General features: G+C 66.0%; 25 protein-coding genes. 12 read left to right on the plus strand and 13 right to left on the minus strand.

All coding sequences use genetic code 11. From position 1 onward, the window contains the following. Positions 1-28 precede the first annotated feature (28 nt). Positions 29-484, minus strand: coding sequence for a glycine zipper 2TM domain-containing protein (locus ACNFBT_RS00455; protein WP_416745455.1), 456 nt, complete (start codon positions 482-484; stop codon positions 29-31). 472 nt (positions 485-956) lie between these two features. On the opposite strand from ACNFBT_RS00455, the gene ACNFBT_RS00460 reads away from it, so the two are divergent. The 3 genes from ACNFBT_RS00460 (at position 957) to ACNFBT_RS00470 (ending at position 2,475) form a co-directional block, all read left to right on the plus strand. Continuing rightward, complete coding sequence (locus ACNFBT_RS00460) at positions 957-1,538, plus strand: DJ-1/PfpI family protein (protein ID WP_416745457.1); 582 nt, start codon at positions 957-959, stop codon at positions 1,536-1,538. A 33-nt stretch (positions 1,539-1,571) separates the two neighbouring features. After that, positions 1,572-1,877, plus strand: coding sequence for a ribbon-helix-helix domain-containing protein (locus ACNFBT_RS00465; RefSeq protein WP_416745459.1), 306 nt, complete (start codon positions 1,572-1,574; stop codon positions 1,875-1,877). A gap of 97 nt (positions 1,878-1,974) precedes the next feature. Then, complete coding sequence (locus ACNFBT_RS00470; protein ID WP_416745461.1) at positions 1,975-2,475, plus strand: hypothetical protein; 501 nt, start codon at positions 1,975-1,977, stop codon at positions 2,473-2,475. A gap of 55 nt (positions 2,476-2,530) precedes the next feature. Here the strand turns inward: ACNFBT_RS00470 and ACNFBT_RS00475 are convergent, their stop codons facing one another. After that, complete coding sequence (locus tag ACNFBT_RS00475; RefSeq protein ID WP_416745463.1) at positions 2,531-4,054, minus strand: fumarate hydratase; 1,524 nt, start codon at positions 4,052-4,054, stop codon at positions 2,531-2,533. Between the two features lie 239 nt (positions 4,055-4,293). Here ACNFBT_RS00475 and ACNFBT_RS00480 point away from each other — a divergent pair, with 239 nt between their 5' ends. Genes ACNFBT_RS00480 through ACNFBT_RS00490 form a run of 3 tightly spaced genes read left to right on the plus strand, consistent with a single transcriptional unit; the run spans position 4,294 to position 7,165 of the window. Next, positions 4,294-5,412 (plus strand): diguanylate cyclase domain-containing protein, encoded by a 1,119-nt coding sequence (locus ACNFBT_RS00480; protein WP_416745466.1) that lies wholly within the window; start codon positions 4,294-4,296, stop codon positions 5,410-5,412. Next, positions 5,405-6,343 carry an iron-sulfur-binding ferredoxin reductase gene (locus tag ACNFBT_RS00485; protein WP_416745468.1) on the plus strand — a complete coding sequence of 313 codons (939 nt, stop codon included), beginning with the start codon at positions 5,405-5,407 and terminating at the stop codon, positions 6,341-6,343. Before ACNFBT_RS00480 ends, ACNFBT_RS00485 begins: the two co-directional genes overlap by 8 nt. Positions 6,344-6,391: 48 nt before the next feature. After that, the gene (locus ACNFBT_RS00490; protein WP_416745470.1) at positions 6,392-7,165 is read left to right on the plus strand and encodes an enoyl-CoA hydratase-related protein; all 774 of its coding nucleotides are present in this window, start codon (positions 6,392-6,394) and stop codon (positions 7,163-7,165) included. 519 nt (positions 7,166-7,684) lie between these two features. Here the strand turns inward: ACNFBT_RS00490 and pyk are convergent. The 3 genes from pyk to ACNFBT_RS00505 form a co-directional block, all read right to left on the minus strand. Continuing rightward, entirely contained in the window at positions 7,685-9,136 is a 1,452-nt protein-coding gene (gene pyk, locus ACNFBT_RS00495; RefSeq protein ID WP_416745472.1) for a pyruvate kinase, read from the minus strand. A gap of 80 nt (positions 9,137-9,216) precedes the next feature. After that, positions 9,217-10,125 carry a universal stress protein gene (locus ACNFBT_RS00500; protein ID WP_416745474.1) on the minus strand — a complete coding sequence of 303 codons (909 nt, stop codon included), beginning with the start codon at positions 10,123-10,125 and terminating at the stop codon, positions 9,217-9,219. A gap of 91 nt (positions 10,126-10,216) precedes the next feature. After that, positions 10,217-11,029, minus strand: coding sequence for a tetratricopeptide repeat protein (locus ACNFBT_RS00505; RefSeq protein ID WP_416745476.1), 813 nt, complete (start codon positions 11,027-11,029; stop codon positions 10,217-10,219). 99 nt (positions 11,030-11,128) lie between these two features. Here ACNFBT_RS00505 and ACNFBT_RS00510 point away from each other — a divergent pair, with 99 nt between their 5' ends. From ACNFBT_RS00510 to ACNFBT_RS00520, 3 genes are all read left to right on the plus strand, one after another. Continuing rightward, the gene (locus ACNFBT_RS00510; RefSeq protein ID WP_416745478.1) at positions 11,129-11,500 is read left to right on the plus strand and encodes a tetratricopeptide repeat protein; all 372 of its coding nucleotides are present in this window, start codon (positions 11,129-11,131) and stop codon (positions 11,498-11,500) included. A 76-nt stretch (positions 11,501-11,576) separates the two neighbouring features. Then, positions 11,577-11,999 carry a DUF4124 domain-containing protein gene (locus ACNFBT_RS00515; RefSeq protein ID WP_416745480.1) on the plus strand — a complete coding sequence of 141 codons (423 nt, stop codon included), beginning with the start codon at positions 11,577-11,579 and terminating at the stop codon, positions 11,997-11,999. 60 nt (positions 12,000-12,059) lie between these two features. Beyond that, positions 12,060-12,419, plus strand: a complete 360-nt coding sequence (locus tag ACNFBT_RS00520) for a PilZ domain-containing protein (RefSeq protein ID WP_416745482.1) — start codon at positions 12,060-12,062, stop codon at positions 12,417-12,419. 645 nt (positions 12,420-13,064) lie between these two features. Here the strand turns inward: ACNFBT_RS00520 and ACNFBT_RS00525 are convergent. The 7 genes from ACNFBT_RS00525 to ACNFBT_RS00555 form a co-directional block, all read right to left on the minus strand. After that, on the minus strand, positions 13,065-14,396 hold the full coding sequence (locus tag ACNFBT_RS00525) for a DUF58 domain-containing protein (RefSeq protein WP_416745484.1): 1,332 nt from the start codon (positions 14,394-14,396) through the stop codon (positions 13,065-13,067). Continuing rightward, entirely contained in the window at positions 14,393-15,400 is a 1,008-nt protein-coding gene (locus ACNFBT_RS00530) for an AAA family ATPase (protein WP_416745486.1), read from the minus strand. Before ACNFBT_RS00530 ends, ACNFBT_RS00525 begins: the two co-directional genes overlap by 4 nt. Beyond that, entirely contained in the window at positions 15,397-16,662 is a 1,266-nt protein-coding gene (locus ACNFBT_RS00535) for a DUF4350 domain-containing protein (RefSeq protein WP_416745488.1), read from the minus strand. Before ACNFBT_RS00535 ends, ACNFBT_RS00530 begins: the two co-directional genes overlap by 4 nt. After that, positions 16,659-18,239: a DUF4129 domain-containing protein gene (locus ACNFBT_RS00540; RefSeq protein WP_416745490.1), complete on the minus strand. Its 1,581-nt coding sequence runs from the start codon at positions 18,237-18,239 to the stop codon at positions 16,659-16,661. Before ACNFBT_RS00540 ends, ACNFBT_RS00535 begins: the two co-directional genes overlap by 4 nt. Continuing rightward, positions 18,226-19,212: a stage II sporulation protein M gene (locus ACNFBT_RS00545; RefSeq protein ID WP_416745491.1), complete on the minus strand. Its 987-nt coding sequence runs from the start codon at positions 19,210-19,212 to the stop codon at positions 18,226-18,228. The genes ACNFBT_RS00540 and ACNFBT_RS00545 overlap by 14 nt, the downstream gene beginning before the upstream one ends. Further along, positions 19,209-19,949: an RDD family protein gene (locus ACNFBT_RS00550; protein ID WP_416745493.1), complete on the minus strand. Its 741-nt coding sequence runs from the start codon at positions 19,947-19,949 to the stop codon at positions 19,209-19,211. Before ACNFBT_RS00550 ends, ACNFBT_RS00545 begins: the two co-directional genes overlap by 4 nt. 88 nt (positions 19,950-20,037) lie before the next feature. Then, entirely contained in the window at positions 20,038-20,802 is a 765-nt protein-coding gene (locus ACNFBT_RS00555) for a hypothetical protein (protein ID WP_416745495.1), read from the minus strand. Between the two features lie 142 nt (positions 20,803-20,944). Between ACNFBT_RS00555 and sbcB the strand changes: the two genes are divergently transcribed. Next, a complete protein-coding gene (gene sbcB, locus ACNFBT_RS00560) occupies positions 20,945-22,375 on the plus strand; it encodes an exodeoxyribonuclease I (protein ID WP_416745497.1) in 1,431 nt (476 codons plus the stop codon). Positions 22,376-22,435: 60 nt separating this feature from the next. On the opposite strand, the gene mvaT is transcribed toward sbcB, so the two are convergent. Next, positions 22,436-22,810, minus strand: a complete 375-nt coding sequence (gene mvaT, locus ACNFBT_RS00565; RefSeq protein WP_275608560.1) for a histone-like nucleoid-structuring protein MvaT — start codon at positions 22,808-22,810, stop codon at positions 22,436-22,438. A gap of 260 nt (positions 22,811-23,070) precedes the next feature. Between mvaT and purU the strand changes: the two genes are divergently transcribed. After that, positions 23,071-23,922, plus strand: coding sequence for a formyltetrahydrofolate deformylase (gene purU / locus ACNFBT_RS00570; protein ID WP_416745499.1), 852 nt, complete (start codon positions 23,071-23,073; stop codon positions 23,920-23,922). 90 nt (positions 23,923-24,012) lie between these two features. Continuing rightward, positions 24,013-24,198 (plus strand): hypothetical protein, encoded by a 186-nt coding sequence (locus ACNFBT_RS00575; RefSeq protein ID WP_416745501.1) that lies wholly within the window; start codon positions 24,013-24,015, stop codon positions 24,196-24,198. Position 24,199 lies beyond the last annotated feature (1 nt).

The following is a 24,199-nucleotide window of genomic DNA, read 5'->3' on the forward strand; positions in this document are numbered from 1 at the left end:
GGATATCACGAGGAGGCGCCCTGGCCGGTCAGCTCTGCGGAACGACTCGCGCCTCGTTGCCGCTGCCCTCGATGAACACCGGCATACCTGTTGCCAGGCTCGGGTTGACCGGTTGAGTCACCGAGACCAGCACGCCGTTCTTCATGCGCACGATGACCTGCTGGGCTTCCTTGGGCTGGTCATAGCGCTTCTTCTCCACGTAGTTGCCGCCCAGTGCGCCACCGAGTGCGCCGGCGACCATCGCCACATCCCGGCCCGTACCGTGACCGATCAGGCTGCCAAGCGCCGCGCCGCCCACGCCGCCGAGCACGGCGCCAACGCCGCTGTCGTGGTTGGTCTGCATCTGGGTCCGGGATATCTGTTCGATGCGACCCGTGCGGATTTCCATCTCGCCTGGTCCGCCATTGCCCGCATCCACCGTTGAGCAGGCGCTGAGGGAAAAGGCGAGCAGGAGGGCGGTGATCCAGGATGTTGCTGGTTTCATTTATTTGTACCTCGACAATGGGAGCTGTTGCCCAGGCGCACCTTCATTGGTGCGCCTGTCTTGCGAGGTTAAGGGGAAGTCTTGAGGGATTACTCCGGGGTGGATGGGTACCGGAAATATCGTGCTGGACTCTAGGACGCTTCCGGCAGCGGACGGTCAGGCAACGCTCAGGCATGCAGGGGCACGTCGATCGGGACATGCAAGAGGGCGAGCGGTTGCTCCTGTGGCGTTCTTACCTCGGATCTTGGGTCAGGTTCCGATTGCGAGGCAGGAGCCTGGCCGTTTTTTGTCGGTGCCCCTATGTGCGGCGTTTTTCTCTCCCTGGCCGGTGGGGCATACCATCGGAAGCAGCGCCTCGCTCGACTGTCGGTGGCGGTGTAGTAGCGGCGTATTACCCGCTGTCTTCGCGACTGACTAAGCTCTTCCGCATGCCCGGTCACCACGGCCGGGCCCTGCCGGGAGGATGCCCACGATGGCCGCGAAGAAGATCCTGATGCTGGTCGGCGACTACGCCGAAGACTACGAAACCATGGTGCCGTTCCAGGCACTGTCGATGGTCGGGCACACCGTCCACGCCGTCTGCCCGGACAAGAAGGCCGGCCAGAGCATCCGTACCGCCATCCACGATTTCGAAGGCGACCAGACCTACAGCGAGAAGCCCGGGCACAACTTCGCCCTCAACGCTGACTTTGCCGCAGTGCGCGCCGAGGACTACGACGCGCTGCTGATCCCCGGCGGCCGCGCTCCGGAATACCTGCGCCTGAACGCCAAGGTCATCGAGCTGGTGAAAGCCTTCGACGCCGCGAAGAAACCCATCGCCGCCGTCTGCCACGGCGCTCAGCTGCTGGCCGCCGCCAGCGTGCTCAAGGGCCGCGCCTGCAGCGCCTACCCGGCCTGCGGCCCGGAAGTGAAGCTTGCCGGTGGCGAGTATGTGGACATCCCGGTGGACGCCGCCCACGTCGACGGCAACCTGGTCACCGCGCCCGCGTGGCCGGCGCACCCGGCCTGGCTGGCGAAGTTCCTCGAAGTGCTGGGCACCAGGATCAGCCTGTAAACTGGCCCGTCCTCGACGCTGGAGAAGCCGTCCATGTGCGAACTCTATGTAAAGGCCGACCCGATTCTCTACGAGTCGCGCTCGCGCTCGCTGCGCATCCGTGGCGTGGTCACCACGCTGCGCCTGGAGAACCAGTTCTGGGACATCCTGCGGGAGATCGCCGAGGTGGACGGCATGACCACCAACCAGCTGATCGCCAAGCTCTACGACGAAGTGATGGACTACCGCGGGGAGGTGGTGAACTTCGCCTCCTTCCTGCGGGTGAGCTGCACGCGCTTCCTCGCCCAGCGGCGCGACAGGGTGACGGAGCTGAGCCTGGTGGCACGTAGCGCCTCCTGATTCGGTCGCCGCTCACGGATATTGCCGAATTATCCGATCCCGGAATGTGGCGTGGCCTTTCTAGACTCGGCCATCGCTACCTTCCCGGGAGTTCCCCATGTCATCCAGGTTACGTTCGTTACTCGCTACCGTGCTGCTGGGTGGCGGCATCGCAGGCCTCTCGGTCGCCGAGCCCACCGCCGTCGAGCGCGAAGCCATCGCCGCCTACCAGCGCGGGGCCTTTGTCTCCCAGTTGCGGGATATCCATGTTTCCGCCGGCTTTGCCGTGCCCGTCGAGGTGGACTGGGACAGCATCGCTCTGCCGGGGCAGGCGGCACACTATGGCACCGAGGATTACTGGACCAACGTCTACTTCGTACCGCTTGCCGAGGCGCTGGAGATGCTGACTTCCTATGCCCAGGGCAAACAGGCGATGAAGGACAAGCTCAAGCGCATCGTCATACGCTACGACGCCGGCAGCGCTGGGACTGGCGACTATCGGGCCGGCGTGGCCTTCGAGTCAGGCGTGCTGAATATCAACTTCAAGCCGGCCTCGGCCGCGACCCAGATCGAGGAGCGCACCGAGGCCATCCAGTCGACACTGGAAACCGCACTTTGAGCCATGAAAAAGCCCGGCACATGGCCGGGCTTTTTCATGGCGCGAAGGTGAAGGGTTACTTCACTTCCACCGCCAGGTTCTCGGCGATCTTCTTCTGCCAGATGGCCGGGCCGGTGATGTGCACCGACTCGCCATTGGTGTCGACCGCAACGGTCACCGGCATGTCTTTGACTTCGAACTCGTAGATCGCTTCCATGCCCAGTTCGGCGAATGCCAGGACTTTGGACTTCTTGATCGCCTGGGCGACCAGGTAGGCGGCGCCGCCCACTGCCATCAGGTAGACAGCCTTGTTGTCCTTGATCGCCTCGATGGCGATCGGGCCGCGCTCGGACTTGCCGATCATGCCCAGCAGACCGGTCTGCTCGAGAATCTGGCGGGTGAACTTGTCCATGCGGGTCGCGGTGGTCGGGCCAGCCGGGCCAACCACTTCGTCACCGACCGGATCGACCGGGCCGACGTAGTAGATGAAGCGACCCTTGAGGTCCACCGGCAGCTCTTCGCCCTTGTTCAGCATGTCGACCATGCGCTTGTGCGCGGCGTCGCGGCCGGTGAGCATCTTGCCGTTGAGCAGGATGGTCTCGCCCGGTTTCCAGCTCTGCACTTCTTCCGGGGTGATGCTGTCGAGGTTGACGCGGCGCGCGCTCGGGCCGGCTTCCCAGACGATTTCCGGGTAGGCGTCCAGCGACGGCGCTTCCAGTTCGGCCGGGCCGGAGCCGTCGAGCACGAAGTGCGCGTGGCGGGTGGCGGCGCAGTTGGGGATCATGCAGACCGGCAGGGACGCTGCGTGGGTCGGGTAGTCCATGATCTTCACGTCGAGCACGGTGGTCAGGCCGCCCAGGCCCTGGGCGCCGATGCCCAGCTGGTTGACCTTCTCGAACAGCTCCAGGCGCAGTTCCTCGATGCGGTTCTGCGGGCCGCGGGCCTTCAGTTCGTGGATGTCGATCTCGTCCATCAGGACTTCCTTCGCCATCACCGCGGCCTTCTCGGCGGTACCGCCGATGCCGATGCCGAGCATGCCCGGCGGGCACCAGCCGGCGCCCATGGTCGGAACGGTCTTCAGCACCCAGTCGACGATGGAGTCGGACGGGTTGAGCATGGCCATCTTCGACTTGTTCTCGGAGCCGCCGCCCTTGGCCGCGACGTCCACTTCCACGGTGTTGCCCGGGACGATGGAGTAGTGGATCACCGCCGGGGTGTTGTCCTTGGTGTTCTTACGCGCGCCGGCCGGGTCGGCCAGGATGGAGGCGCGCAGGACGTTCTCCGGCAGGTTGTAGGCGCGACGTACGCCTTCGTTGATCATGTCGTCGACGCTCATGGTGGCGCCGTCCCAGCGAACGTCCATGCCGACGCGGACGAACACGGTGACGATGCCGGTGTCCTGGCAGATTGGGCGATGGCCGGTGGCGCACATGCGCGAGTTGATCAGGATCTGCGCCATCGAGTCCCGGGCGGCCGGCGATTCTTCACGCAGGTAGGCCTCATGCATGGCCTGGATGAAATCAACCGGGTGGTAGTAGGAGATGAACTGCAGGGCATCGGCGACGCTCTGGATCAGGTCGTCTTGCTTGATCACGGCCATGGAGCACGGTCCTCTTCAGGCAGGTATTACAGGCGCGAGGCCTGTTACGTCGGGAGTTCGCCGGCACGGTTCCGGCGAAAAAAGGCGCCGTAGTATACCGCTGCGGCCGCTTGCCGCGCACGCGCCAGTGATCCGACCTTGGTCACAGGAGACTGTGATCGCCCACATTCCGATCGGCTAGGCGCCGGGGCGCTTTGATAGTAGAGTGGAGGCCAGGTGCCATTACGGGACGGAGCCCCATGAGCACACTGCTGAAACAGCGCGCCTTACAAAAACTACTCATCAGGCGATTCGGCATGGCCGTCGGCACCTACGCGATGGTGCAGCTGCTGCTTTGGATGGCGGTATTCGGTGAGTTCTTTCGCGGCACCATCTTCTTCGCGCTGGGTTGCACCCTGTTGGTGGTGGCAAGCCAGCTGATCTTCTTCTGGCTGTTCCTCACCGGGCGTAACCAGCGCTTCTCCGACCCCAGCATGACCGAGCCGCAGGTGCTGGTCGCGCTCCTCTGGCACACGCTGTTCCTGGCCAACGTCGACACCGCACGGGGCACCCTGATGGTGTTCTACGTGCTGATTCTGCTGTTCGGCGTATTCCAGCTGCGGCCCAGGGTGTTCGCCCGCTGCGCGGCGCTGGCATTCATCGCTTTCGCCGGCCTGAACCTGGGGGAGGCCTTCCAGCAGCGCCTGGAGCTGCCCGCCCAGGCGATTCTGCAACTGCTGGTGCTGTTCATCGTGCTGGTCTGGCTCAGCCTGTTCGCCGGCTATGTCCAGGCGCTGCGCCAGCGCATGCGCCAGCGCCGCTATGCGCTGCAGGCCCACCAGGACACGCTGCGTGGGATGATGCGCCAGCTGGAAGACCTGGTGGCCACCGACGAGCTGACCGGCCTGTTCAACCGCCGCCACTTCCTGCGTCTGGCCGGCCGCGCGCTGGACGAGATGCAGCCGAGCCAGCGCCACGGCCTGGCGCTGATCGACCTGGATCACTTCAAACGCATCAACGATGTCCACGGCCACGCCACCGGCGACCGCGTGCTGCAGACCTTCGCCGCGGTGGCGCGGGCCTGCCTGCGCGAGGGTGACATCCTGGCGCGCTACGGCGGCGAGGAGTTCGTCCTGCTGCTGCCCAATGCCGACGCTGACCGCCTGGGCACTTGCTGCGAACGGCTGCGCATGGCCTACGCCGCCGCCGAGCCGGTTGGGGTGAATATCGAAGTGCTGAGCCTCTCGGCGGGGATGACCCTGCTGGAGCCGACCGACGATCTCGACGAGGCCTTGCAACGGGCCGACCAGGCGCTCTACCGTGCGAAACGCAGCGGACGTAACCGCTGCGATGCCGCATGGGAGTGGACGCGTGCCTGAGATACAGGCCGGATCGCAACGCTTTTCGGTAACCCCCGGAGTCAACCTGCTCGATGCCCTGCACGGGGCCGGCGTCGCCGTGCCCTACAGCTGCCGTGCCGGCAGCTGCCACGCCTGCCTGGTGCGCTGCACCCGGGGCGAAGTGCTCGACGCGCAACCCGACGCGCTGGAAGCCGCACGGCGCGACGAGGGCTGGCGGTTGTCCTGCCAGTGCCGGGTCATCGAAGACCTGGCCGTGGACGTCTTCGACCCGCAGCGTGACGGCCTGCCCGCCAGCGTCGCCGAGCTGGACTGGCCGGCGTCGGACGTACTGCGTCTGCGCCTGACGCCGCAGCGCCCGTTGCGCTACCGCGCCGGGCAGCACCTGATCCTCTGGAGCGCCGAGGGTGTGGCGCGGCCGTACTCGCTGGCCAGCGTGCCGGGCGTCGAGCCCTGGCTGGAGTTCCACATCGATTGCCGTCTGCCCGGCGCCTTCAGCGACTTTGCCCGCCAGTTGAAGACGGGCGACAGCGTACGCCTGGGCGAGCTGCGCGGCGGCGCCCTGCACTATGATCCCGAATGGCACGAGCGACCGCTGCTGCTGATGGCCTCCGGAACCGGCCTGGCGCCGCTCTGGGGCGTGCTGCGCGAGGCGCTGCGCCAGCATCACGCCGGTCCGATACGGGTCATTCACCAGGCCCATGACAACGCCGGCCACTACCTCGCCGAACCGCTGCGCGAGCTTGCCGCGGCGCACCCGGAGCTGGAGGTGACGCTGATGACCACGGCCGAGTCGGCCGAAGTTTTGGCGCAACTCCGGCTTGTTTCGCGGCGGAGCATCGCCTTACTCTGCGGCCACCCCGACAGCGTCGATGCCTTCGCCCGCCGCCTCTACCTCTGTGGCGTACCGCGCGGCCAGACGCTGGCTGACCTATTCCTACCGCACGCCTGAAGCGGTGCGCGGCCCCAACAAATAGAAGTCCAATAAGAAGGATTTGCCATGAGCGAACAGATTCTCGTCGAACGTGAACAGGGCCTGCTGACCCTGCGCCTGAACCGTCCGGACAAGATGAATGCGCTGACCCGCACCATGTACTCCGCGTTGGCCGAGGCCCTGGAGGCTGCGCAGACGGACCGCTCTGTGCGCGTGGTGCTGATCACCGGCGGCGCCGAATGCTTCACCAGTGGCAATGACATCGTCGACTTCCTCCAGCAGCCGCCCAGCGGCCCGGACAGCCCGGTATTCCGCTTCATGCGCGCGCTGATGGACTTCACCAAGCCGGTGGTCGCGGCGGTGGCCGGCCCCGCCGTGGGGATCGGCACCACCCTGCTGTTGCACTGCGACCAGGTCTTCGTCGCCCAGGCCACCAAGTTCAAGATGCCCTTCGTCAACCTCGGCCTGTGCCCGGAGTTCGGCTCCAGCTTCCTGGTGCCGCGCCTGGTTGGCCCGGTGAAGGCAGCCAGCCTGCTGATGCGCGGTGAAGGTTTCACCGGCGAGCAGGCGGTGGCGTACGGCATCGCCAACGAAGCGCTGGCCGACGGCGCCGCCGCCATCGAATGTGCCCGCGAGGTCTGCCTGGCGCTGCAGCAACTCCCGCCGGCGGCGGTGGCCCTGAGCAAGCGCCTGCTCAAGGCGCCCTACATCGAGCAGTTGCGCCAGGTGGTGGCAGAGGAGGGACAACTCTTCGTCGAGCGCCTGCACTCGCCGGAAGCACAGGAGGCGCTGAGCGCCTTTACCCAGCGTCGCCAGCCGGACTTCTCGAAGTTCCTGTAGGAGCGAGCTTGCTCGCGAACCGCTTGGCACCTGTGCTGCCGGGAAATCTGTTCGCGAGCAAGGACTGGGCGTCCCCCTTGGCCCTACAGGTTACGGCTGAACGTAGGGCGGATAACGTTCGACGTTATCCGCCGTTTGGCCTTGGTCTCAGTGCGCTTCGGGCTTGGCCTTGGCGTCAGGGACGGAGTGAGGTGTATCGGCGTACAACCGCGAACGGTTGTACGCCCTACGGATGCACCCGGTTGCCCACACAATCTGTGGAACGCGCTGTGGATAAGCTTTGGGGCAACCCGGCTACCCCACGTCAGCCGTGGCCTTCAGGGGATTGAGCGGTATTTGAGCGACATCCGGCAGGTTGCCCACATAAGGTGTGGAGGGTGCTGTGGATAAGCTTGGGGCCAAGGTGCCTAAGCCGCACTGCGCCTGGGTTTCAGCGCATTGGTTGTCCTTTGAGCAACCCGAAATGAAAAGGCCGCCCCGAGAGGCGGCCTTTTTTCTTTACATGCAGACAGCGAGGGATCAGACCAGCAAGTCGCCCACGTGCAGCACCTTCATGGTGTTGGTGCCGCCCTGGGTGGTGTAGCTGTCGCCCTTGGTCAGGATCACCCAGTCACCCTTGGTCACCACGCCGCGCTGCAGCAGCGCGTCGACGGCTTCCTGGCTGACCCGCTCCGGCGGCAGGGCTGCCGGGTCGAAGGGGATGGTCTCCACGCCACGGAACAGTGCCACGCGGGCCTGGGTTTCGCGGTGCGGGGAGTAGGCGAAGATCGGTACGGAGGAGCGGATGCGCGACATGATCAGCGGGGTGTAGCCGCTTTCGGTCAGGCAGATGATCGCCTTGATGCCCGGGAAGTGGTTCGCGGTGTACATGGCCGCCAGGGCAATGCTCTCGTCGCAGCGCTCGAAGGTCTGGCCCAGGCGGTGGCTGGACTTCTTGGTGGTCGGGTGCTTCTCGGCGCCGGCGCAGATACGGGCCATGGCCTGGACCGCTTCGACCGGGTATTCGCCGGCGGCGCTCTCGGCCGAGAGCATCACGGCGTCGGTGTAGTCGAGCACGGCGTTGGCCACGTCGGAGACTTCCGCGCGGGTCGGCATCGGGTTGTGGATCATCGACTCCATCATCTGGGTCGCGGTGATCACAGCCTTGTTGTAGCGGCGCGCGTGCAGAATGATCTTCTTCTGGATGCCCACCAGTTCGGCGTCGCCGATTTCCACGCCCAGGTCGCCACGGGCCACCATCACGGCGTCGCTGGCGCGGATCAGACCGTCCAGGGCTTCGTCGTCGGCCACGGCTTCGGCGCGTTCGATCTTGGCCACCAGCCAGGCGGTGCCGCCGGCTTCGGTGAGCAGGCTGCGGGCGTATTCCATGTCCTTGGCGTCACGCGGGAAGGACACGGCGACGTAGTCCAGGTCCATGCTCGCGGCCAGCTTGATGTCGGCCTTGTCCTTTTCGGTCAGGGCCGGCGCGGTGAGGCCGCCGCCACGGCGGTTGATGCCCTTGTGGTCGGACAGCGGGCCGCCGATGATCACTTCGCAGACCAGCTCGTCCGCCTTCACTTCCTTGACCGCCATGACCACGCGGCCGTCGTCCAGCAGCAGTTCGTCGCCCACGCCGCAGTCCTTGACCAGGTCCGGATAGTCGATACCGACCACTTGCTGGTTGCCTTCGGTGCGCGGGTGGCTGGTGGAGAAACGGAAGGTATCGCCGACCGCCAGTTCGATGCGCTTGTTGGCGAACTTGGCGATGCGAATCTTCGGGCCCTGCAGGTCGCCCAGCAGCGCGACGAAGCGGCCGTGCTTGGCGGCCAGGTCGCGGACCAGCTTGGCGCGGGCGCGGTGTTCGTCGGGAGTTCCGTGGGAGAAGTTCAGGCGGGCGACGTCGATCCCGGCGAGGATCAGCTGCTCCAGCACTTCGGGAGAGTTGCTGGCTGGGCCGAGGGTGGCGACGATCTTGGTGCGGCGAAGGGACATGCGGGACTCCTAGGGGAAAGCAGCGGTCAGGCCGGCCCCGGAGCAGGTCCGGGACGGCCAGGGCGCCATCTTACTCTCTTTCAGGTGACAGGTCTGATCACCAGCAGGTCGCATTCCACTTCTTCGAGCACCCGTTCGGCGGTCTGGCCGATCAGCGCATTGTCGAGCTGCCCACGGGCGACCGCGCCCATCAGCAGCAGGTCGATGCCCTTGGCGCGCACGCAGGCGGGGATCACCTCTTCGGCAAAACCCTGGCCCAGCTGGGTGCGCGTGCGGTCGATGGCCGGGTACTGCGCCAGCAGGGCGTCGAAGGCTTCGCGATGATGCGTTGCGGTGCGTTGCACGTAGTCGTCGTAGTTGGCCAGCAATTCGGCGTTGAACGCCAGGGTTTGCGGCAGCGCGACGTAGGCGTGCAGGTAGTGCGCCTGCAGTTTCAGGTGCTGCTCGAACTCGCGGGCCACGCCGATCAGGCGGTGGTCCAGCGCCGCCGGCTTGTCGCTGGCGTGCAGCGGGTCGAGGGCCACGCACAGGCGTTCGCCGCGCCACTGGCCATGCTGCACCAGCCACAGCGGCTGCGGGCAATGGCGGATCAGTTGCCAGTCGTGATTGGTCAGCACCAGGCGCTTGAGCAGGCTGTGGTGGTGCGCGGACTTGAGCACCAGGTCGGGCTGGCTCTGCTCGCAGTGCAGGACGACTTGCCGGTGCAGCGGTTTGCCCCAGCGCGCCTGGCACTTCACCTCGACGCCGGCCTGGCGCAACGGCGCGGCGAGTTGTTCGAGCCAGGTCAGGCGTTGCTCAAGCAGGCTCTGCCGGCCGCGTTCGAGGTCGTTCGGGTCCAGCAGCAGGCTGTTGTCCAGCGCCGGGTTGAACTCGCAGGCCAGCAGTTCCAGGCGGGCGCCGCTGCGTTCGGCGATCCACTGGGCGCGGGTGAGCGCGGGCTGGTCTTCGCGGGTGGGGTCGATGACGACGAGCAGGTGCTGGAGTTTCATGTCGGCTTCCTCGCGCGGGCTGCGACCATTGCAGTCCAAGCCTAGCGCGTAGCGCTTGACCTGGGTCAGCGCTGCGCACGGGAAGCAGCCCTCAGTTGCGCCGGCTGTTCTGGTTCAGCGCCTGATCGAGGTGGCGCGCCGCCTTGTCGGCGAGATCGCCGTTGGGGTACTCGGCCAGTTGCCGGCGCAGGTAGGCGATGGCCTGGTCGCGGTCGGCGTGTGGGTTGTCCGGCGCCATGTACATCAGGCCGAGCTGGTACAGCGCCTTTTCGCGGATGTCCGGCGGGATGGCCGGGTCGTTGGCGCCCAGCAGGTAAAGCTGTGCGGCTTCGCTGACGCGGTCCTTGAGCACCGCGCGGCGCGACAGCAGGGTCATGTCCGGGTCGAGGCTGGGCTTGTTCAGGTCGAGGTTGTACTGCGGCTTCCATTCCGCCAGCAGCTCGCGGGCGTTTTTCTGCACCGGGTCCTTGGCGCGCTGGCGGATCACCAGGATGCGCGCGTCGCCGTGGGCGGCGGCCTGGGTGCCGGGAAATTCGCGGTCGATGCGCTCGAAGTACTGCAGCGCCTTCGTATCGTCGCGCTGGTCGTTGAAGCGGCTCATGTAGATCAGGCCGATCTGGTACAGCGCGATGGCGCGCACTTCCGGGCTGTAGCGGGTGTTGTCGTAGCCGGTCAGGTAGAGCTGTTCGGCCTCGGCACTCTTGTTGTCGCGGATGGCCTGGGCGCTGTAGGTCAGCAGGTCGCCTTCATCCTCCACCGCGGCGGTCATGCGCTTGTTCTTCAGCTGCTTGTATTCGGCGACTTCACCGGTGGTGACCTGGGCGACGAACAGCGGCGTGGTGGGGGCGCAGGCGGCGAGCAGGGGGAGGAGCACCACGAAGGGCAGGGCGAAAGCTGAGCGCATGGCATCTCCTTGGCGCCGGGGCGTGATCCGCGCCAGTCTAGTGGTGGGCTTCAGTACGGCCAAGACGGGCCGATACACTTCCCAACGGAGGATATGCCCATGCGAACCCTGGCCACCCTGCTGTTGCTCCTGAGTGTTACCGGATGCACCAGCTGGTCGATGAACTACCACCTGAACAATGCCTATCGCTCGTACAAGAACGGTGATTGCGACCGGGTCATGCTCGAACTCTCGGAAACCGAGCGCAAGAGCCGCGCGCGCCCCTGGCTGCAGCCGGAGATCTCCATGCTGCGCGGGCAATGCCTGGAGCGGCAGAAATTCTTCGTCGATGCCGCACAGACCTACCAGTTCATCATCGCCCGCTATCCGACCAGCGAGTATGCTTACCGCGCCAAGGCACGGCTGGAAACGCTGCGCCTGAATGGCCGTCTGCCCGGCGATACCGCGCGCAGTTATCCGGTCACGCCCTGACCGCCGGTCGGTGGCGAACTTGAGCGCTCCCGATCGCTGGCTACTCTCATGGAGTGACTTCACGGAGGAGGTTGGAATGCGTGCCCTGTGGCTCTGCGTCTGGTGTTTCCCCCTGTTGGCGAGTGCCGATATCTATCGCTGGACTGACGCGCAGGGCAAGGTGCATTTCAGCGAAACCCCACCGCCGGGGGCGCAGCGCATCGAAGTGAAGCCCCAGGTCGTCGAGCGTGACGCGGCGACCCGCGAGCGGGAGAAGCGCACCGCCCGCTTCTACGATGCCCGTCGTGACGAGCAGGCCGCCGCGCAAGCCAAGGCGACCGAGCAGCAGGCCAAGCTGAGCGCCCAGTGCGCGCAGTGGCAGCAGAGCCTGAACAACCTCAGTCTGGGCGGTCGCTACTTCACGCAGGAGAGCGACGGTAAGCGCACCTACTACAGCGATGCACAGATCGACGCCGCCCGTCGCGAGCTGGAAGCGCGCCTGGCGGAAGGTTGTCGTTAGGACTGGCCCCAAGTGGGCGGCATTGCCATACTGGACGATATTTCATAGCGAAACGCCATTATGCGCCATTCACGACACATCGAGCGCCATCAGCTGCCCTACTACCTGAAGGTGTTCAACAGCATCACCGACAAACCGATGGGTTACCTGGGCAACGTCTCGCTGGACGGGATGTTGCTGATCAGCCAGCTGCCGATGCTGGTGGGCGGCCGCTTCGACATGCGCCTGAAAATCCCCGGCCATGACGGCAAGCTGCAGTTGATCGAGTTCTCCGCGACGTGCCAGTGGTGCCGCGAGGACGTCAATCCAGGCAACTTCGACTCCGGCTTCAGCCTGGTGGCGCCGCCGATGGAGTACGTCGAGCTGGTCGATGCGCTACGCCGTTATTTCAGTTTTCGCCGTCAGGTGGAGTCGGTCTGAAGCGCAGGACGCGCTGAACCGATCTGACGGTAGCGGAAGGCAGGACGCCGGGGCATTCCCGCCGTCAGAGCAGGGCGTAACCTTGATCCGAACGTGCTTTGAGCCTGGTTTTGTCGCGGGCGGCGAAGCACGGAGTATCGGCGTACAACCGCGAACGGTTGTACGCCCTACGTTCCTTCTTATCCTTTGCAGACGGCCAACCTGTAGGAATGAGGGGGACACCCAGTTCTTGCTCGCGAACAGTGTTTCCAGACGGCATCGATACTGGGCGGTTCGCGAGCAAGCTCGCTCCTACGAAAAGCAAAAAGCGAAAAGCCAAAGCGGTTTCCAGGGAAACATCCGCGCGCGCCGGAGCGCCCCTTCAGGAGGCCGAGTGGAATAGGAGTTTCAGGGGTTGAGCGGCATGGATGCCGCGAGAGCCGCGATGGGCCAGGGATGGCCCTTCGCGGCGGGTCCCTGAAACTTCGATGGAGCGAGGGGAGTCCCGCGAAGCGGGACCCGGATGCAGGGGCAAGACCTTTTGGTTCCTTTTGGGTCCCCAAAAGGGACTCGCCCGAGGGGGCGAAACAAAATCTTTCAGCACACGCCGAAGCGGCGCAGTAACTCCGAGCAAGACGGCAGATAACGCCAGAAGCGTTATTCGCCCTACAGCGCTCCCGCCTTCTTCCACCCCAGATAGCGACTGACCAGCTCCGGCCCGAGCTGGCTGGGCCGTGCGTCCAGTACCGGGACACCGTGGGCGATCAGCTTCTCGTGCAGCCCGGCACGGGCATTCAGGTACTCCACGGTGCCGCAGTAGGCCAGCGCCTCTTCGTAGCCCTCCACGGGCGCCTGCCGCAGGCGGTCGAGCACTTCCTCGCGCAAGCTGGCCACCAGCACCCGGTGTTGCCGGCCCAGGCGCTTCACTGCCGCCACCAGGTCCTCGTCGTCCTCGTCGCGCAGGTTGGTGATTATCACCACCAGGGCCCGGCGCCGTTGCCGGGTGAGCACGGCCTGCACTGCCGCCGCGTAGTCCGCCGCGCGCTGGCTGCTGTCGAGGTCGTAGACGCCATTGAGCAGCACGCTCAACTGCGCGCTGCCCTTGCCCGGCGGCAGGTGCCGCGGCTGGTCGCCGGCAAAGGTCATCAGGCCCACGGCATCGCCCTGGCGCAGCGCGACGTAGGCCAGCAGCAGGCTGGAATTGAGGGCATGGTCAAAGTGCGACAGGTCGCCATCGTGGCTGCGCATGCGCCGCCCGCAGTCGAGCAGGAAGAGAATCTGCTGGTCGCGCTCGTCCTGATATTCGCGGGCGATCGGCGTGCGTTTGCGTGCGGTGGCTTTCCAGTCGATCTGCCGCAGGGTGTCGCCGTCGCGGAATTCGCGCAGCTGGTGGAACTCCAGGCCCAGGCCGCGGCGCTGCCCGGCGCGCACGCCGATGCGGTTCAGCCAGTGGTCCACGGCCATCAGCTCGGCGCCGTACATGCGCGCGAAATCCGGATAGACACGGGTTTCGCTGCGTTCTTCCAGGTAGCGCCGGCCCTTCCACAGGCGCAGCGGGCTGGACAGTTCAAGCTCGCAACGGGGGAAGACGAAGTGCCCGCGCGACAGGGGCCGCACGCGATAGCCCAGTTCGGTCTGCTCGCCCGGGCGCAGCTCGACCACCTGCGGCAGGTGCTCGAACTCCATGGCGCCAGGCAGGTGATCGAACAGGGTCACCCGCTGTACCTGTGCGTAGCGATGGTGCAGTTGCAGGCGTACCTCGCTCCAGCGCCCCAGCGGCAGGTTGCCGCTCATCTGCCGTTCCAGGCGCGGCGACGGCAAGCGGCGCAGCCACAGGGCGTCGGCCAGGGCGAGCAGGCCCAGGGCGCAGAAGGCGCTCCACCAGAGTCGGCCGAGCAGGGCCGGTGCCGGGGCGTCCAGGGCCGTCGCCGTGCCCAGGGCGATGGCCACGGCCAGCAGCACGCCGAGCAGCGCGAGAAGGGCGCGCGATGGCTTCATAGACGCGGCGCCGGTACCTGGTCGAGCAGTTGTTGCAGCACCTGATCCACCGACAGGCCCTCGATGTCCAGTTCCGGCGACAGGCGCACGCGGTGGCGCAGCACGGCCAGGGCGCTGCCCTTGACGTCATCCGGCAGCACGAAATCACCGCCGCGCAGCAGTGCCCGCGCCCGCGCGCAGCGCACCAGCGCGATGGAAGCACGCGGCCCGGCGCCCAGGGCCAGGCCCGGCCAGTTGCGGGTAGTGCGGGCGATGCGCACGGCGTAGTCCAGTACCTGGTCGTCGATCGGCAGGTCGGATGCGATCTTCTGCAACGCCATGACGTCCTTTTCCTTGAGCAGCGGACGAATCGGCGCCACGTCGAGCATGTCGCTGCGCGCCGAGCGGGTCACCTGGCGCACCAGGGTCTGCTCCTCGGCTTCCTGCGGGTAGTCGATGCGCAGCTTGAGCATGAAGCGGTCCAGTTCCGCCTCGGGCAGCGGATAGGTGCCTTCCTGCTCGATGGGGTTCTGGGTGGCCAGCACCATGAACGGCTGCGGCACCGGCAGGGCTCGGCCTTCGAGGGTGACCTGGCGCTCCTGCATGACTTCCAGCAATGCGGCCTGGGTCTTGGCCGGGGCGCGGTTGATCTCGTCCGCCAGCAGCAGGTGGGTGAACACCGGCCCCTTGCGCAGCTTGAACTGCTCGGTGGCGAGGTCGTAGACCGCGTGGCCGGTGACGTCGCTGGGCATCAGGTCGGGGGTGAACTGGATGCGCGCGAAGCTGCCGTCGAAGCAGCGGGCGAGGGCGCGCACCAGCAGGGTCTTGCCCAGGCCGGGGACGCCTTCGATGAGCACATGGCCGCCGGCGAGCAGCGCGGTCAGCACATCGTCGATCACCCCCTGCTGGCCGATCAGCGCCTTCTGCAGTTCATGGCGCAGCGCCTGGGCCAGCTGGCTGGCGCGCTGGCGCTGGGCGACGGGGTTGGATGACGGGCTGGCTTGTTCAGGGATCTGTTCGCTCATAGGGCATTCCTGAGGCTTTGCAGGTGGGCGACCTGACGGGTGAATTCGGCGATGGCCATGCGCTGCTGCGGATAGGGGCGCATGGCCTGGCTGATGGCGCTGACCGGCAGCCGCGTCATGCGGCCGAGGGTCTGCCATTGTTCGGCGACGGGCAGGCGCTCGAAGCCCGGCTGGCGTTGCCGCGCGCGGCGCAGGATGTCGCGCTGCAGTCCCTGCAGCAGGGCGATCTGGCCGCGCTGGCGGAGGACGAAGTCGGCGCCGGCGCGCAGGTGTTCTTCCAGTTGCCGGCGTCCGCGCGTCGGGCTGGGTTGCAGCGGGCCCTGGCGCAGGCCCTGGCGCCACAGGGCGAGCGCCAGCAGCAGGGCGCAGGCGACCAGCGCCTGCGGGAAGTTGCGCGCCAGCAGGGAGAACAGGCTGTCACCGTCGGCGCGATAGACCAGGGTAACGGCGCTGTCCTGGGTCAGGTACCAGAGCAGCCAGGCGTTGTCGTAGTCGCTGAGCTGGCTGTTCTGCCAGATCCAGTTGTCGGTCAGCACGGTGACCAGGCCCTGGCCCCGTTGCAGTTGCAGCAGGTGGGTGGCTTCCGAGCTGTTGGCCCAGGCGTAGGCGAGGTTCTTCGAGTCGAACAGGTGGTATTCGGTGTCGAAGTCGATGTAGGCCGGTGCCTTTTCGTTTTCCAGGTAGAGCTTGGTCAGCTTGGGATAGGGATCTTCGTCCTCGGCCGGGGCTTCGCTTTCGGGTGCGGCTTCGGGTGCGGCCGGCTGCTCGGCTGAATCCTCGGGCGTGGCGGGCTCCGCATCGGACTGGCCTTCCTGTTTGGCGGCGCCCTTGTCCTTTTCGAGGTCCTCGGTGAGGAACTGCTGCACGCCCAGGCGATCGAGCAGCAGGTCGCCGCTCTTGCCTTCTTCCTCGTCCCACAGGCGCTCGGCGGTGACCACCAGGTGGCCGCCGCGGGAGGTCCAGTCGAGCAGGCGCTCGGTCTGCTTCGGCGTGAGGTTCTCGCGGCTGCCGAGCAGGATCAGCGTGTGGCCCTTGCTCGGTAGCTGCTCGAGCACTTCCAGTCCCTTGGCCGCGCTGACCTTCAGGCCGCGTCCGCGCAGGTAGGCCTCGGCGGCCAGGTAGGGATTGGCGCGGGCTTCCGGCGCCGGGCCGTGCTCGACGGTCTCGGGATAGGGCTTGAGGTGGGTGTAGAGGTAGTACCCGGCGGTGCCCAGCACCAGCAGGACGGCCAGCGTGATCAGCAGGGCGGCGGGGCGCTTCATGCGCGCACCTCGTTGCCGAACAGGCTGCGCCATTGCTCGCACAGTTCCTGCTTGAGCTCGGCCTGGGGCGCGCGATGGCCATAGGCGAGTGCCTGCCAGTGCAGGGTCAGGCTGCGGCTGAAACTGTCCAGCGGCGGGTTGTCGAGGGTTTCGACCCGCGCCAGTACCTCGCCTTCGGTGGTGGAGTCGCGCAGCGGTACACGGAAGTCATGCAGCAGGCGGCTGAGCAGTGCGCGGTACAGCAGGCCCAGCGCGGCGCGCGGTTGTTCGTCCCACAGGCGCTCGGCCTCGCTGGCGACATCCTCGGGCAGGGTTTCCGGGGCCAGCTCCAGGCCGAACAGCACGCTCGGCACTTCCCGGCGCGGGCGCTGCGGCAGGCCGATGCGGCCGGCGAACAGCCGCAGCCACTCGCGGTAGCGCCAGATCAGCAGGGCGACCACGCTGATCAGCGCGCCCCACAGCAGCACTTCGATGATCTGCGCGATGTATTTGAACGCCTGCCAGTGCTCCAGGGCTTCGAAGAAGCGCTTCAGGCTCTGCTCGTCATCCTTGCTCGGCTTGTTCTTGTCCTTGGCCGGATCGTTCAGCCGCCAGCGGGTCACCGTCTCGCTGTTGCGGAACGGCGGCGCCGCCAGGATGGCCTCGGCGGCCTGGCGTGACTGCTCGCTGTTCAGCAACTGGTTCTGCAGGCGTGCGGCCTGAGGGCCATTCGGGTCCTGATCAGGCAATGGGCAACTGAAATTGGGTTGCTCTGCGGCCCAGGCGCTGGCGCCGGGCAGCGGCGCCAGGCAGATGGCGGCCACCATCAGCAGGGCGTAGGCGCTACCGATCAGGCGCTGGCGCAGGCGACGCAGCACCAGCTCGATGTCCCAGGCTTCCAGTTCGGTGCGCCGGTTCAGGTAGAGCGTGAAGCCGCAGGCCACGTAGACCGGCTCCCAGACCACCAGCAGCAGCGCGTAGAGCAGGTTGCTCAGGTGCTCCAGCCAGCCCCATTCGCCGTCGGCCAGGCTGATCAGCGATTGCCATTTCCAGTCCGAGACCCACTGCTGCGGCAGCAGCAGGTAGAGCAGCACGGACAGCCCGAGCCACAGGGCCATCTCGAAGTGCATGCCGATCAGGGTCAGCCAGGTGGCGCCGCCGGCATTGCGCTGGCCGAGGACCACCAGACGCTGGCTGCGTGCCTGACCCTTGAGTCCTTCGAGCTGCAGCACCGGCAGGTCGAAGCTGCGTGTCGGGCTTGCGCGGCGCCACAGCAGGCTGGGCAGCAGCTGGTTCTTGAGCAGGCCGGGGAAGGCCCGCAGGGCTTGCCTGAGGGTGGGCGTATCGTCGAACAGGGCCCGCGACAGGATGTACAGCGGCAGGCGCTCGAAGGCCGGCTTGAGCCACCAGAACAGCAGGATCGCCCAGCCCGAGTGGTTCCATAGCAGCAGGCTGAGCAGGGCGAACACCGGCAGGGTGACCAGCGCCCAGCTGCCCATCAGCAGGCCGGCGTGGCGGCGCGCCAGGAGAATCCCCAGGTCAAGGGCCTCCCACGGGCTGCGCGGACGGATGGCGACGCTGGCGTCAGTCAGGCGCATGGCGGCTCCGTCCGGCAAACACGAAATAGCCGCCGACCAGCAGCCAGAGGCAGGCGCCGACGATGTACTTCACGGTCGCCGGGAAGGTGGTGACCGAGGACCAGTAGCCTTCGACGAAGGCGGCGATCAGCAGCAACAGGATCACCCCGCCCACCAGTTGCACGGCCCGTTCCGCCGCCTTGCGCAGCGCATCGAGACGGCTCAGGCGACCGGGGGCCAGCAGCGCCCAGCCGAGCTTGAGGCCGGCGGCGCCGGCGAAGGTGATGGCGGTCAGCTCGAAGGCACCGTGACCGATGACGAAGGACCAGAAGGTCTCGATGTAGCCGACCTGGGTCAGGTGCCCGGCCGCGGCACCGATCATCAGGCCGTTGAACAGCAGGAAGAACAGGCTGCCCAGGCAGAACAGCAGGCCGCTGGCGAAGGTCTGAAAGGCGATGCCGATGTTGTTCATGATGTAGAAGGCGAACATCTTCCAGTCATCGCCGGTGTCCCGTTCGCTCATCGGGCCGAGGCGCCGCGCCTCCGGCGAGTACATGGTCTCCATTTCCGCGACGCGCTCGGGCGCCATCACGCTGTAGGTGAGATCGGGGAAGTGGTAGGTCAGCAGGCCCATGAGCAGGGCGCTGCCATACAGCAGCAGGCTGGCGACCGCGATGAAGCGCCACTCATCGCGCACCAGGCGCGGGAAGCCGGCGGTGACGAAGCCGAGGATGCGTGCGCCGAGGTGGCTGCGGTGCCGGTAGAACTGCTGGTGCCCGCGCATGGCCAGCTGTTGCAGGTGATCGATCAGGTGGCTGCTGTAGCCGCGCTCCTGCGCCAGCGCCAGTTGCTGGCAGATGCGCCGGTAGTCCGCGGCGAATTCGTCGGGGCGCTCGGAGGCTTCCTTGCGCTTGCCGTTTTCCAGTTGCTCCAGGCGTTTGCCGAAGCGCTTCCACGCGCCCTGGTGGCGCTGTTCGAAGAGGGCCTGCTTCATGGGGTCACCCGTTCGCTGCCGAGCAGGCCACTGGCGATGGCATTGAGGCGTGCTTCCGCCTGTTCCGGGGTAACGCCCAACGGTTCGGCGAGGATGCCGGCCAGCTCTTCGCGGCGCGCCGCGGACAGCTGGCTGGAGCGTTCGGCGAAGCCCATCATCGCGCGCTGCTCTTCCAGGTTCAGCGGCCAGGGCGCCAGTTCCGGCGCCACCTGTGGTGGCAGCGGACGGGCCGGCGGCGGATCGCGGTAGATCACCAGGGTGCCGGCGGCCAGGTCGCCCAGGCGCTTGAACGCCGGATTGGACAGGCAGCTGAGCAGGCCCAGGGTGTAGCCGAAGGGCAGGATGTCGGCGAAGCGCAGCAGGTTGCGCAGCAGCGAGGCGGACCAGCCGATCGGCGTACCGTCGTCGTGGACCACGCGCAGCCCCATCATCTGCTTGCCGGGCGAGCGGCCCTGGTTGAGCACTTCGAAGAGCACCATGTACCACCAGGTCATGACGAAGGTGAGCAGCAGGCCCAGGCCGGTACCGAGCTGGCCGAGGAAGGCCAGCGCCATGAACAGGGCGAACATCAGCAGGGCGCGGATGCCCAGGTCGACCAGGTAGGCGATCGCTCGTGGAATCACGCCAGCGGGACGCAGCAACAGGTCGATCCCTTCCGGCGTCTCCACGTGGTAGCGGGTATCCAGCGCGGGGCTGGGCGGACGTGCGTCCGGGCGTGGAGCGGCGGCTGCGGTCAAGGGGAGTCGCTATCGATGGCTGAAAGGCAGATGCTAGCCAGCGCGCTGCGGCGAGGCAACCGCGCTGGCGGCAATTGGCGAACGGGGTTCAATTGGCGGGCGGCAGCACGCCGAAGATCTTCCGGTACAGCACGCCGCCGGAAATGATCATCAGTGGTACGGTCCAGACCAGGCCGATGCCCAGTGGCAGCGCACTGAAGAAACCGATCAGGCACAGGGCGAGGTATAGACCCAGGATCTTGAACCAGTGCTGGGTGATCGCCTTGCGCGAGGCTTCCAGCGCCTGCCAGGGGCTGAGCCTGCGCTCGACCGCCAGCGGGATCGCCAACTGGTAGGCGAGGCTCAGGTAGATGCCGGGAATGATCAGCAGCAGGAACCCGGCGTAGATCAGCAGCGTCATCAGCAGGCCGGTGATCAGCAGCGGAACGAACAGGCCGAAGTGGCTGAACATCTCGTCGAAGGAGACCTTCTGGTCGGCGGCGCGGCGGATGCCGAGCATGGCGATTCCGGCGGCCAGGGGATAGCAGGCGGCGCCGGCGAGAACGCCTGCGATCATCTGCGCCGCTTGTCCCATCGGCGTACTGGACTCCGTTACGCCCAGTCCGAGCCCCAGCGCCAGGCCGAGGGCGAAGCTGATCGCCTGGATCGCCACGATGTAGACCAGCGCGGCCGCGATCATCAGGCCCTTCATCCCTTTGACCCGCTTCCAGGCTTCACCGATGACTTCGCCGATGGAGAAGTCGTAGCCACGGGCGAGGGCTTCCTCCACGGAAGGGACGGCCAGCGTGGACGGGCTGGATTGCAGGTCGCTTTGCGGAGGGCTGTAGGGATTCTGCGCGGAGATCTCTTGCATGGAAGTTCCTTTCCTTCAGATGAGTCCGTTCGAGGTGAAGCATAGGATGGCAGCTGGCCACGAGCCAGCGCTGCGGTTTGGAAGTGAGGCAATGCGCACTGTTAGACTGCGGCGCAATCGCACGCAGGCAAGGAAACGCGCCATGACCGCCAGCATCTTCTGGTACGACTACGAAACCACCGGCATCGACCCGCGCCGCGACCGGCCCCTGCAGGTCGCCGGCATCCGCACCGACGAAGCCCTCAACGAGATCGGCCCGTCGCTGAACCTCTACTGCCGTCCCAGCGACGACATCCTCCCCCATCCGGCGGCCTGCCTGGTCACCGGGATAGTCCCGCAGCGCCTGGAGGAGCAGGGCCTGGGCGAAGCCGAGTTCATGACCCGCCTGCATGCGGAGCTGGCGCAGCCGGGCACCTGCGTCGCGGGCTACAACACCCTGCGCTTCGACGATGAAGTTACGCGCTACAGCCTGTACCGGAACTTCTTCGATCCGTATGCCCGCGAATGGCAGGGCGGCAACAGCCGCTGGGACCTGATCGACATGGTGCGCACCTGCTATGCGCTGCGCCCGGAAGGCATTGTCTGGCCCGAACAGGACGGCGCCGTCACCCTCAAGCTGGAACGCCTCACCGCCGCCAACGGCATCGACCATGGCCAGGCCCACGATGCGCTGTCGGACGTGCGCGCGACCATCGCCCTGGCGCGATTGATCCGTGACCGCCAGCCCAAGCTCTACGACTACCTGTACCGCCTGCGCAGCAAGCAGGGCGTGCTGGACCAGATCCGCCTGCACGAGCCGCTGGTGCATGTGTCCGGACGCTTCTCCGGGGCGCGCCACTATCTGTCGGTGGTGTTGCCGCTGGGCTGGCACCCGCGCAACCGCAATGCCCTGATCGTCTGCGACCTGGGCGCCGATCCGTCGCCGCTGCTGCAGCTGGATGCCGAGACCCTGCGCCAGCGCTTGTACACGCGCCGGGACGAGCTCGCCGAAGGTGAGCTTCCGGTGCCGCTGAAACTGCTGCACATCAACCGTTGCCCGGTGGTGGCGCCATTGAAAGTGCTGCGTCCGCAGGATCGCGAACGCATCGGCCTGGACCTGGACGGATGCCTGGCGGTTGCGCAGACACTGGTTCAGGCCAAGGCAATCTGGCAGGAAAAACTGGCGCCGATCTATTCCGAGGAAAGTTTCGCGACGACCGAGGACCCGGAGCAGCAGTTGTATGACGGATTTATCGGAGATCGGGATCGCCGATTGTGCGAACAGGTGCGTCAGGCAGATCCTGCTCGATTGGCCAAAGAGCAATGGCCGTTCGATGATCCGCGACTTCCAGAACTTCTGTTCCGATACCGGGCGCGTAATTTTCCGGAAACTTTGTCTGCCGCCGAACAGCAACAATGGCAGGACTTCTGCCGCTTGCGCCTGAGTGCTCCGGAGTGGGGGGCGCCGAATACGCTGTCGAACTTCGATAGCGCAATGGCCGAGCAGATGAGTAATGCCAGCGCAGCAAACCGCACGGTGCTTGAGGCCTGGGCGAAATATGCACTCGCGTTGCGCGGGCGCTATGGCCTCTAGCTTTTGCCAGGCAATAAAAAACGCCAGCGCAAGGCTGGCGTTCTTTATTGCGCGAAGGGCTCAGCCCAGCAGCGTGGCCCAGCCTTCGACGGCCTCGGCGCCCCACTTGGCCTTCCACTCCTTGAGGGTCTTGTGGTTGCCGCCCTTGGTCTCGATGACTTCACCGGTATGCGGGTTCTTGTATTGCTTGACCTTACGTGCGCGCTTGGTCACGGTGCTCTTCGCGGCACGCGGCGATTTGCTCAGCTTCGCGTCCGGATCGAGAAGGGCGATGATATCGCGCAGGGATTTGCCGTAGCTGCCCATCAGTGCCCGGAGTTTCTCTTCGAACTCAAGCTCTTTCTTCAGCTTGTCGTCCTGCTCGAGGGATTTCAGGCGTTCTTGAAGTTCCTTGATGGCTTCTTCGGTGGCGCGGTACTCGTTGATCAGCGACATGTTGGGTACCTTGTTCTTGAGGTCCAGCGGTGGCGGATAGTTTGTAGCTCCCATAATAGTCAGCGCAGTTGTTCAAGTAAACTGCGGAGAAAACTTTTGTGGGTAATTAGTCAAGTATTTAAGTTATTAGCCCGGCGGATTTAACCGGGGAACTTAGTGCCATGCCTAGTTGGCTCTCGTCGGCCACTCTCGCCCAGTGCTGAACTTTTCCCCTCCAGCCGCTAGAATGGCGGCCTTCGCGATGTATCTGGAGTACACCCATGCGCACTTTCCGACTGGTGATCGCCTGCCCCGACGGGGTCGGCATTGTCGCCAAGGTGAGTAATTTCCTGGCCACTTATAACGGCTGGATCACCGAGGCCAGTCACCATTCCGACAACGACAACGGCTGGTTCTTCATGCGGCATGAGATTCGTGCCGACTCCCTGCCGTTCGATATCGACGGTTTCCGCCAGGCCTTCGCGCCCATCGCGCGCGAGTTCTCCATGGAATGGCGGATCACCGACTCGTCGGTGAAGAAGCGCGTGGTGCTGATGGCCAGCCGCGAGTCGCACTGCCTGGCCGACCTGCTGCACCGCTGGCACAGCGGCGAGCTGGATTGCGAGATCCCCTGCGTGATCGCCAACCACGACGACCTGCGCAGCATGGTGGAGTGGCACGGCATTCCGTACTTCCACGTTCCGGTGGACCCGAAGAACAAGCAGCCGGCCTTCGAGCAGGTCTCCCGCCTGATCGACGAGCACCAGGCCGACAACGTGGTGCTGGCGCGCTACATGCAGATCCTGCCGCCGGACCTGTGCCAGAAGTACCGCCACCAGGTGATCAACATCCACCACAGCTTCCTGCCGTCTTTCGTCGGCGCAAAGCCCTACCACCAGGCCTCGCTGCGCGGCGTGAAGCTGATCGGCGCGACCTGCCACTACGTCACCGAGGAACTGGACGCCGGCCCGATCATCGAGCAGGACGTGGTGCGTATCACCCACCGCGACAACGTCGAGGACCTGGTGCGCCTGGGCAAGGACGTGGAGAAGCTGGTGCTGGCCCGCGGCCTGCGCTACCACCTGGAAGACCGCGTGCTGGTGCACGACAACAAGACCGTGGTGTTCGACTGATCCGCACGCGGTCGTTCGCTACACTGGGTACTCCGCATGCGCCTGCCGTCGCCTGACGGCGGGCGCTGCGCCCAACCGGAGAGTGCCGCGATGAACGATCCGAAGAACCCCGGGACCGCCACCCCGCCGCCCACCCTGGGCGAAGGCTGCGTCCGCCGCTACGACCCCGAAGCCTTGAGTGAAGAGGATGGCACCGAGTTTCCCGGCGCCGCCGAACTCTGGGATTCGCTCAAGCCGAAATCGCCCTCCGAAGGCGATGAGCCTTCTGAAGGCTGAG

Origin of the sequence: Pseudomonas sp. NY15181, assembly GCF_048068055.1 — a bacterium.
GTDB lineage: Bacteria > Pseudomonadota > Gammaproteobacteria > Pseudomonadales > Pseudomonadaceae > Pseudomonas.

Bases quoted from the DNA above. Each gene is read 5' to 3' on its own strand.
- ACNFBT_RS00535 (WP_416745488.1), bottom strand. From the start codon at position 16,662: ATGAAGCGCCCCGCCGCCCTGCTGATCACGCTGGCCGTCCTGCTGGTG.
- ACNFBT_RS00540 (WP_416745490.1), bottom strand. From the start codon at position 18,239: ATGCGCCTGACTGACGCCAGCGTCGCCATCCGTCCGCGCAGCCCGTGG.
- ACNFBT_RS00470 (WP_416745461.1), top strand. From the start codon at position 1,975: ATGTCATCCAGGTTACGTTCGTTACTCGCTACCGTGCTGCTGGGTGGC.
- ACNFBT_RS00480 (WP_416745466.1), top strand. From the start codon at position 4,294: ATGAGCACACTGCTGAAACAGCGCGCCTTACAAAAACTACTCATCAGG.
- purU (WP_416745499.1), top strand. From the start codon at position 23,071: ATGCGCACTTTCCGACTGGTGATCGCCTGCCCCGACGGGGTCGGCATT.
- ACNFBT_RS00505 (WP_416745476.1), bottom strand. From the start codon at position 11,029: ATGCGCTCAGCTTTCGCCCTGCCCTTCGTGGTGCTCCTCCCCCTGCTC.
- ACNFBT_RS00510 (WP_416745478.1), top strand. From the start codon at position 11,129: ATGCGAACCCTGGCCACCCTGCTGTTGCTCCTGAGTGTTACCGGATGC.
- pyk (WP_416745472.1), bottom strand. From the start codon at position 9,136: ATGTCCCTTCGCCGCACCAAGATCGTCGCCACCCTCGGCCCAGCCAGC.
- sbcB (WP_416745497.1), top strand. From the start codon at position 20,945: ATGACCGCCAGCATCTTCTGGTACGACTACGAAACCACCGGCATCGAC.
- ACNFBT_RS00475 (WP_416745463.1), bottom strand. From the start codon at position 4,054: ATGGCCGTGATCAAGCAAGACGACCTGATCCAGAGCGTCGCCGATGCC.
- ACNFBT_RS00500 (WP_416745474.1), bottom strand. From the start codon at position 10,125: ATGAAACTCCAGCACCTGCTCGTCGTCATCGACCCCACCCGCGAAGAC.
- ACNFBT_RS00530 (WP_416745486.1), bottom strand. From the start codon at position 15,400: ATGAGCGAACAGATCCCTGAACAAGCCAGCCCGTCATCCAACCCCGTC.
- ACNFBT_RS00455 (WP_416745455.1), bottom strand. From the start codon at position 484: ATGAAACCAGCAACATCCTGGATCACCGCCCTCCTGCTCGCCTTTTCC.
- ACNFBT_RS00545 (WP_416745491.1), bottom strand. From the start codon at position 19,212: ATGAAGCAGGCCCTCTTCGAACAGCGCCACCAGGGCGCGTGGAAGCGC.
- ACNFBT_RS00515 (WP_416745480.1), top strand. From the start codon at position 11,577: ATGCGTGCCCTGTGGCTCTGCGTCTGGTGTTTCCCCCTGTTGGCGAGT.
- ACNFBT_RS00490 (WP_416745470.1), top strand. From the start codon at position 6,392: ATGAGCGAACAGATTCTCGTCGAACGTGAACAGGGCCTGCTGACCCTG.
- mvaT (WP_275608560.1), bottom strand. From the start codon at position 22,810: ATGTCGCTGATCAACGAGTACCGCGCCACCGAAGAAGCCATCAAGGAA.
- ACNFBT_RS00575 (WP_416745501.1), top strand. From the start codon at position 24,013: ATGAACGATCCGAAGAACCCCGGGACCGCCACCCCGCCGCCCACCCTG.
- ACNFBT_RS00465 (WP_416745459.1), top strand. From the start codon at position 1,572: ATGTGCGAACTCTATGTAAAGGCCGACCCGATTCTCTACGAGTCGCGC.
- ACNFBT_RS00520 (WP_416745482.1), top strand. From the start codon at position 12,060: ATGCGCCATTCACGACACATCGAGCGCCATCAGCTGCCCTACTACCTG.
- ACNFBT_RS00555 (WP_416745495.1), bottom strand. From the start codon at position 20,802: ATGCAAGAGATCTCCGCGCAGAATCCCTACAGCCCTCCGCAAAGCGAC.
- ACNFBT_RS00525 (WP_416745484.1), bottom strand. From the start codon at position 14,396: ATGAAGCCATCGCGCGCCCTTCTCGCGCTGCTCGGCGTGCTGCTGGCC.
- ACNFBT_RS00460 (WP_416745457.1), top strand. From the start codon at position 957: ATGGCCGCGAAGAAGATCCTGATGCTGGTCGGCGACTACGCCGAAGAC.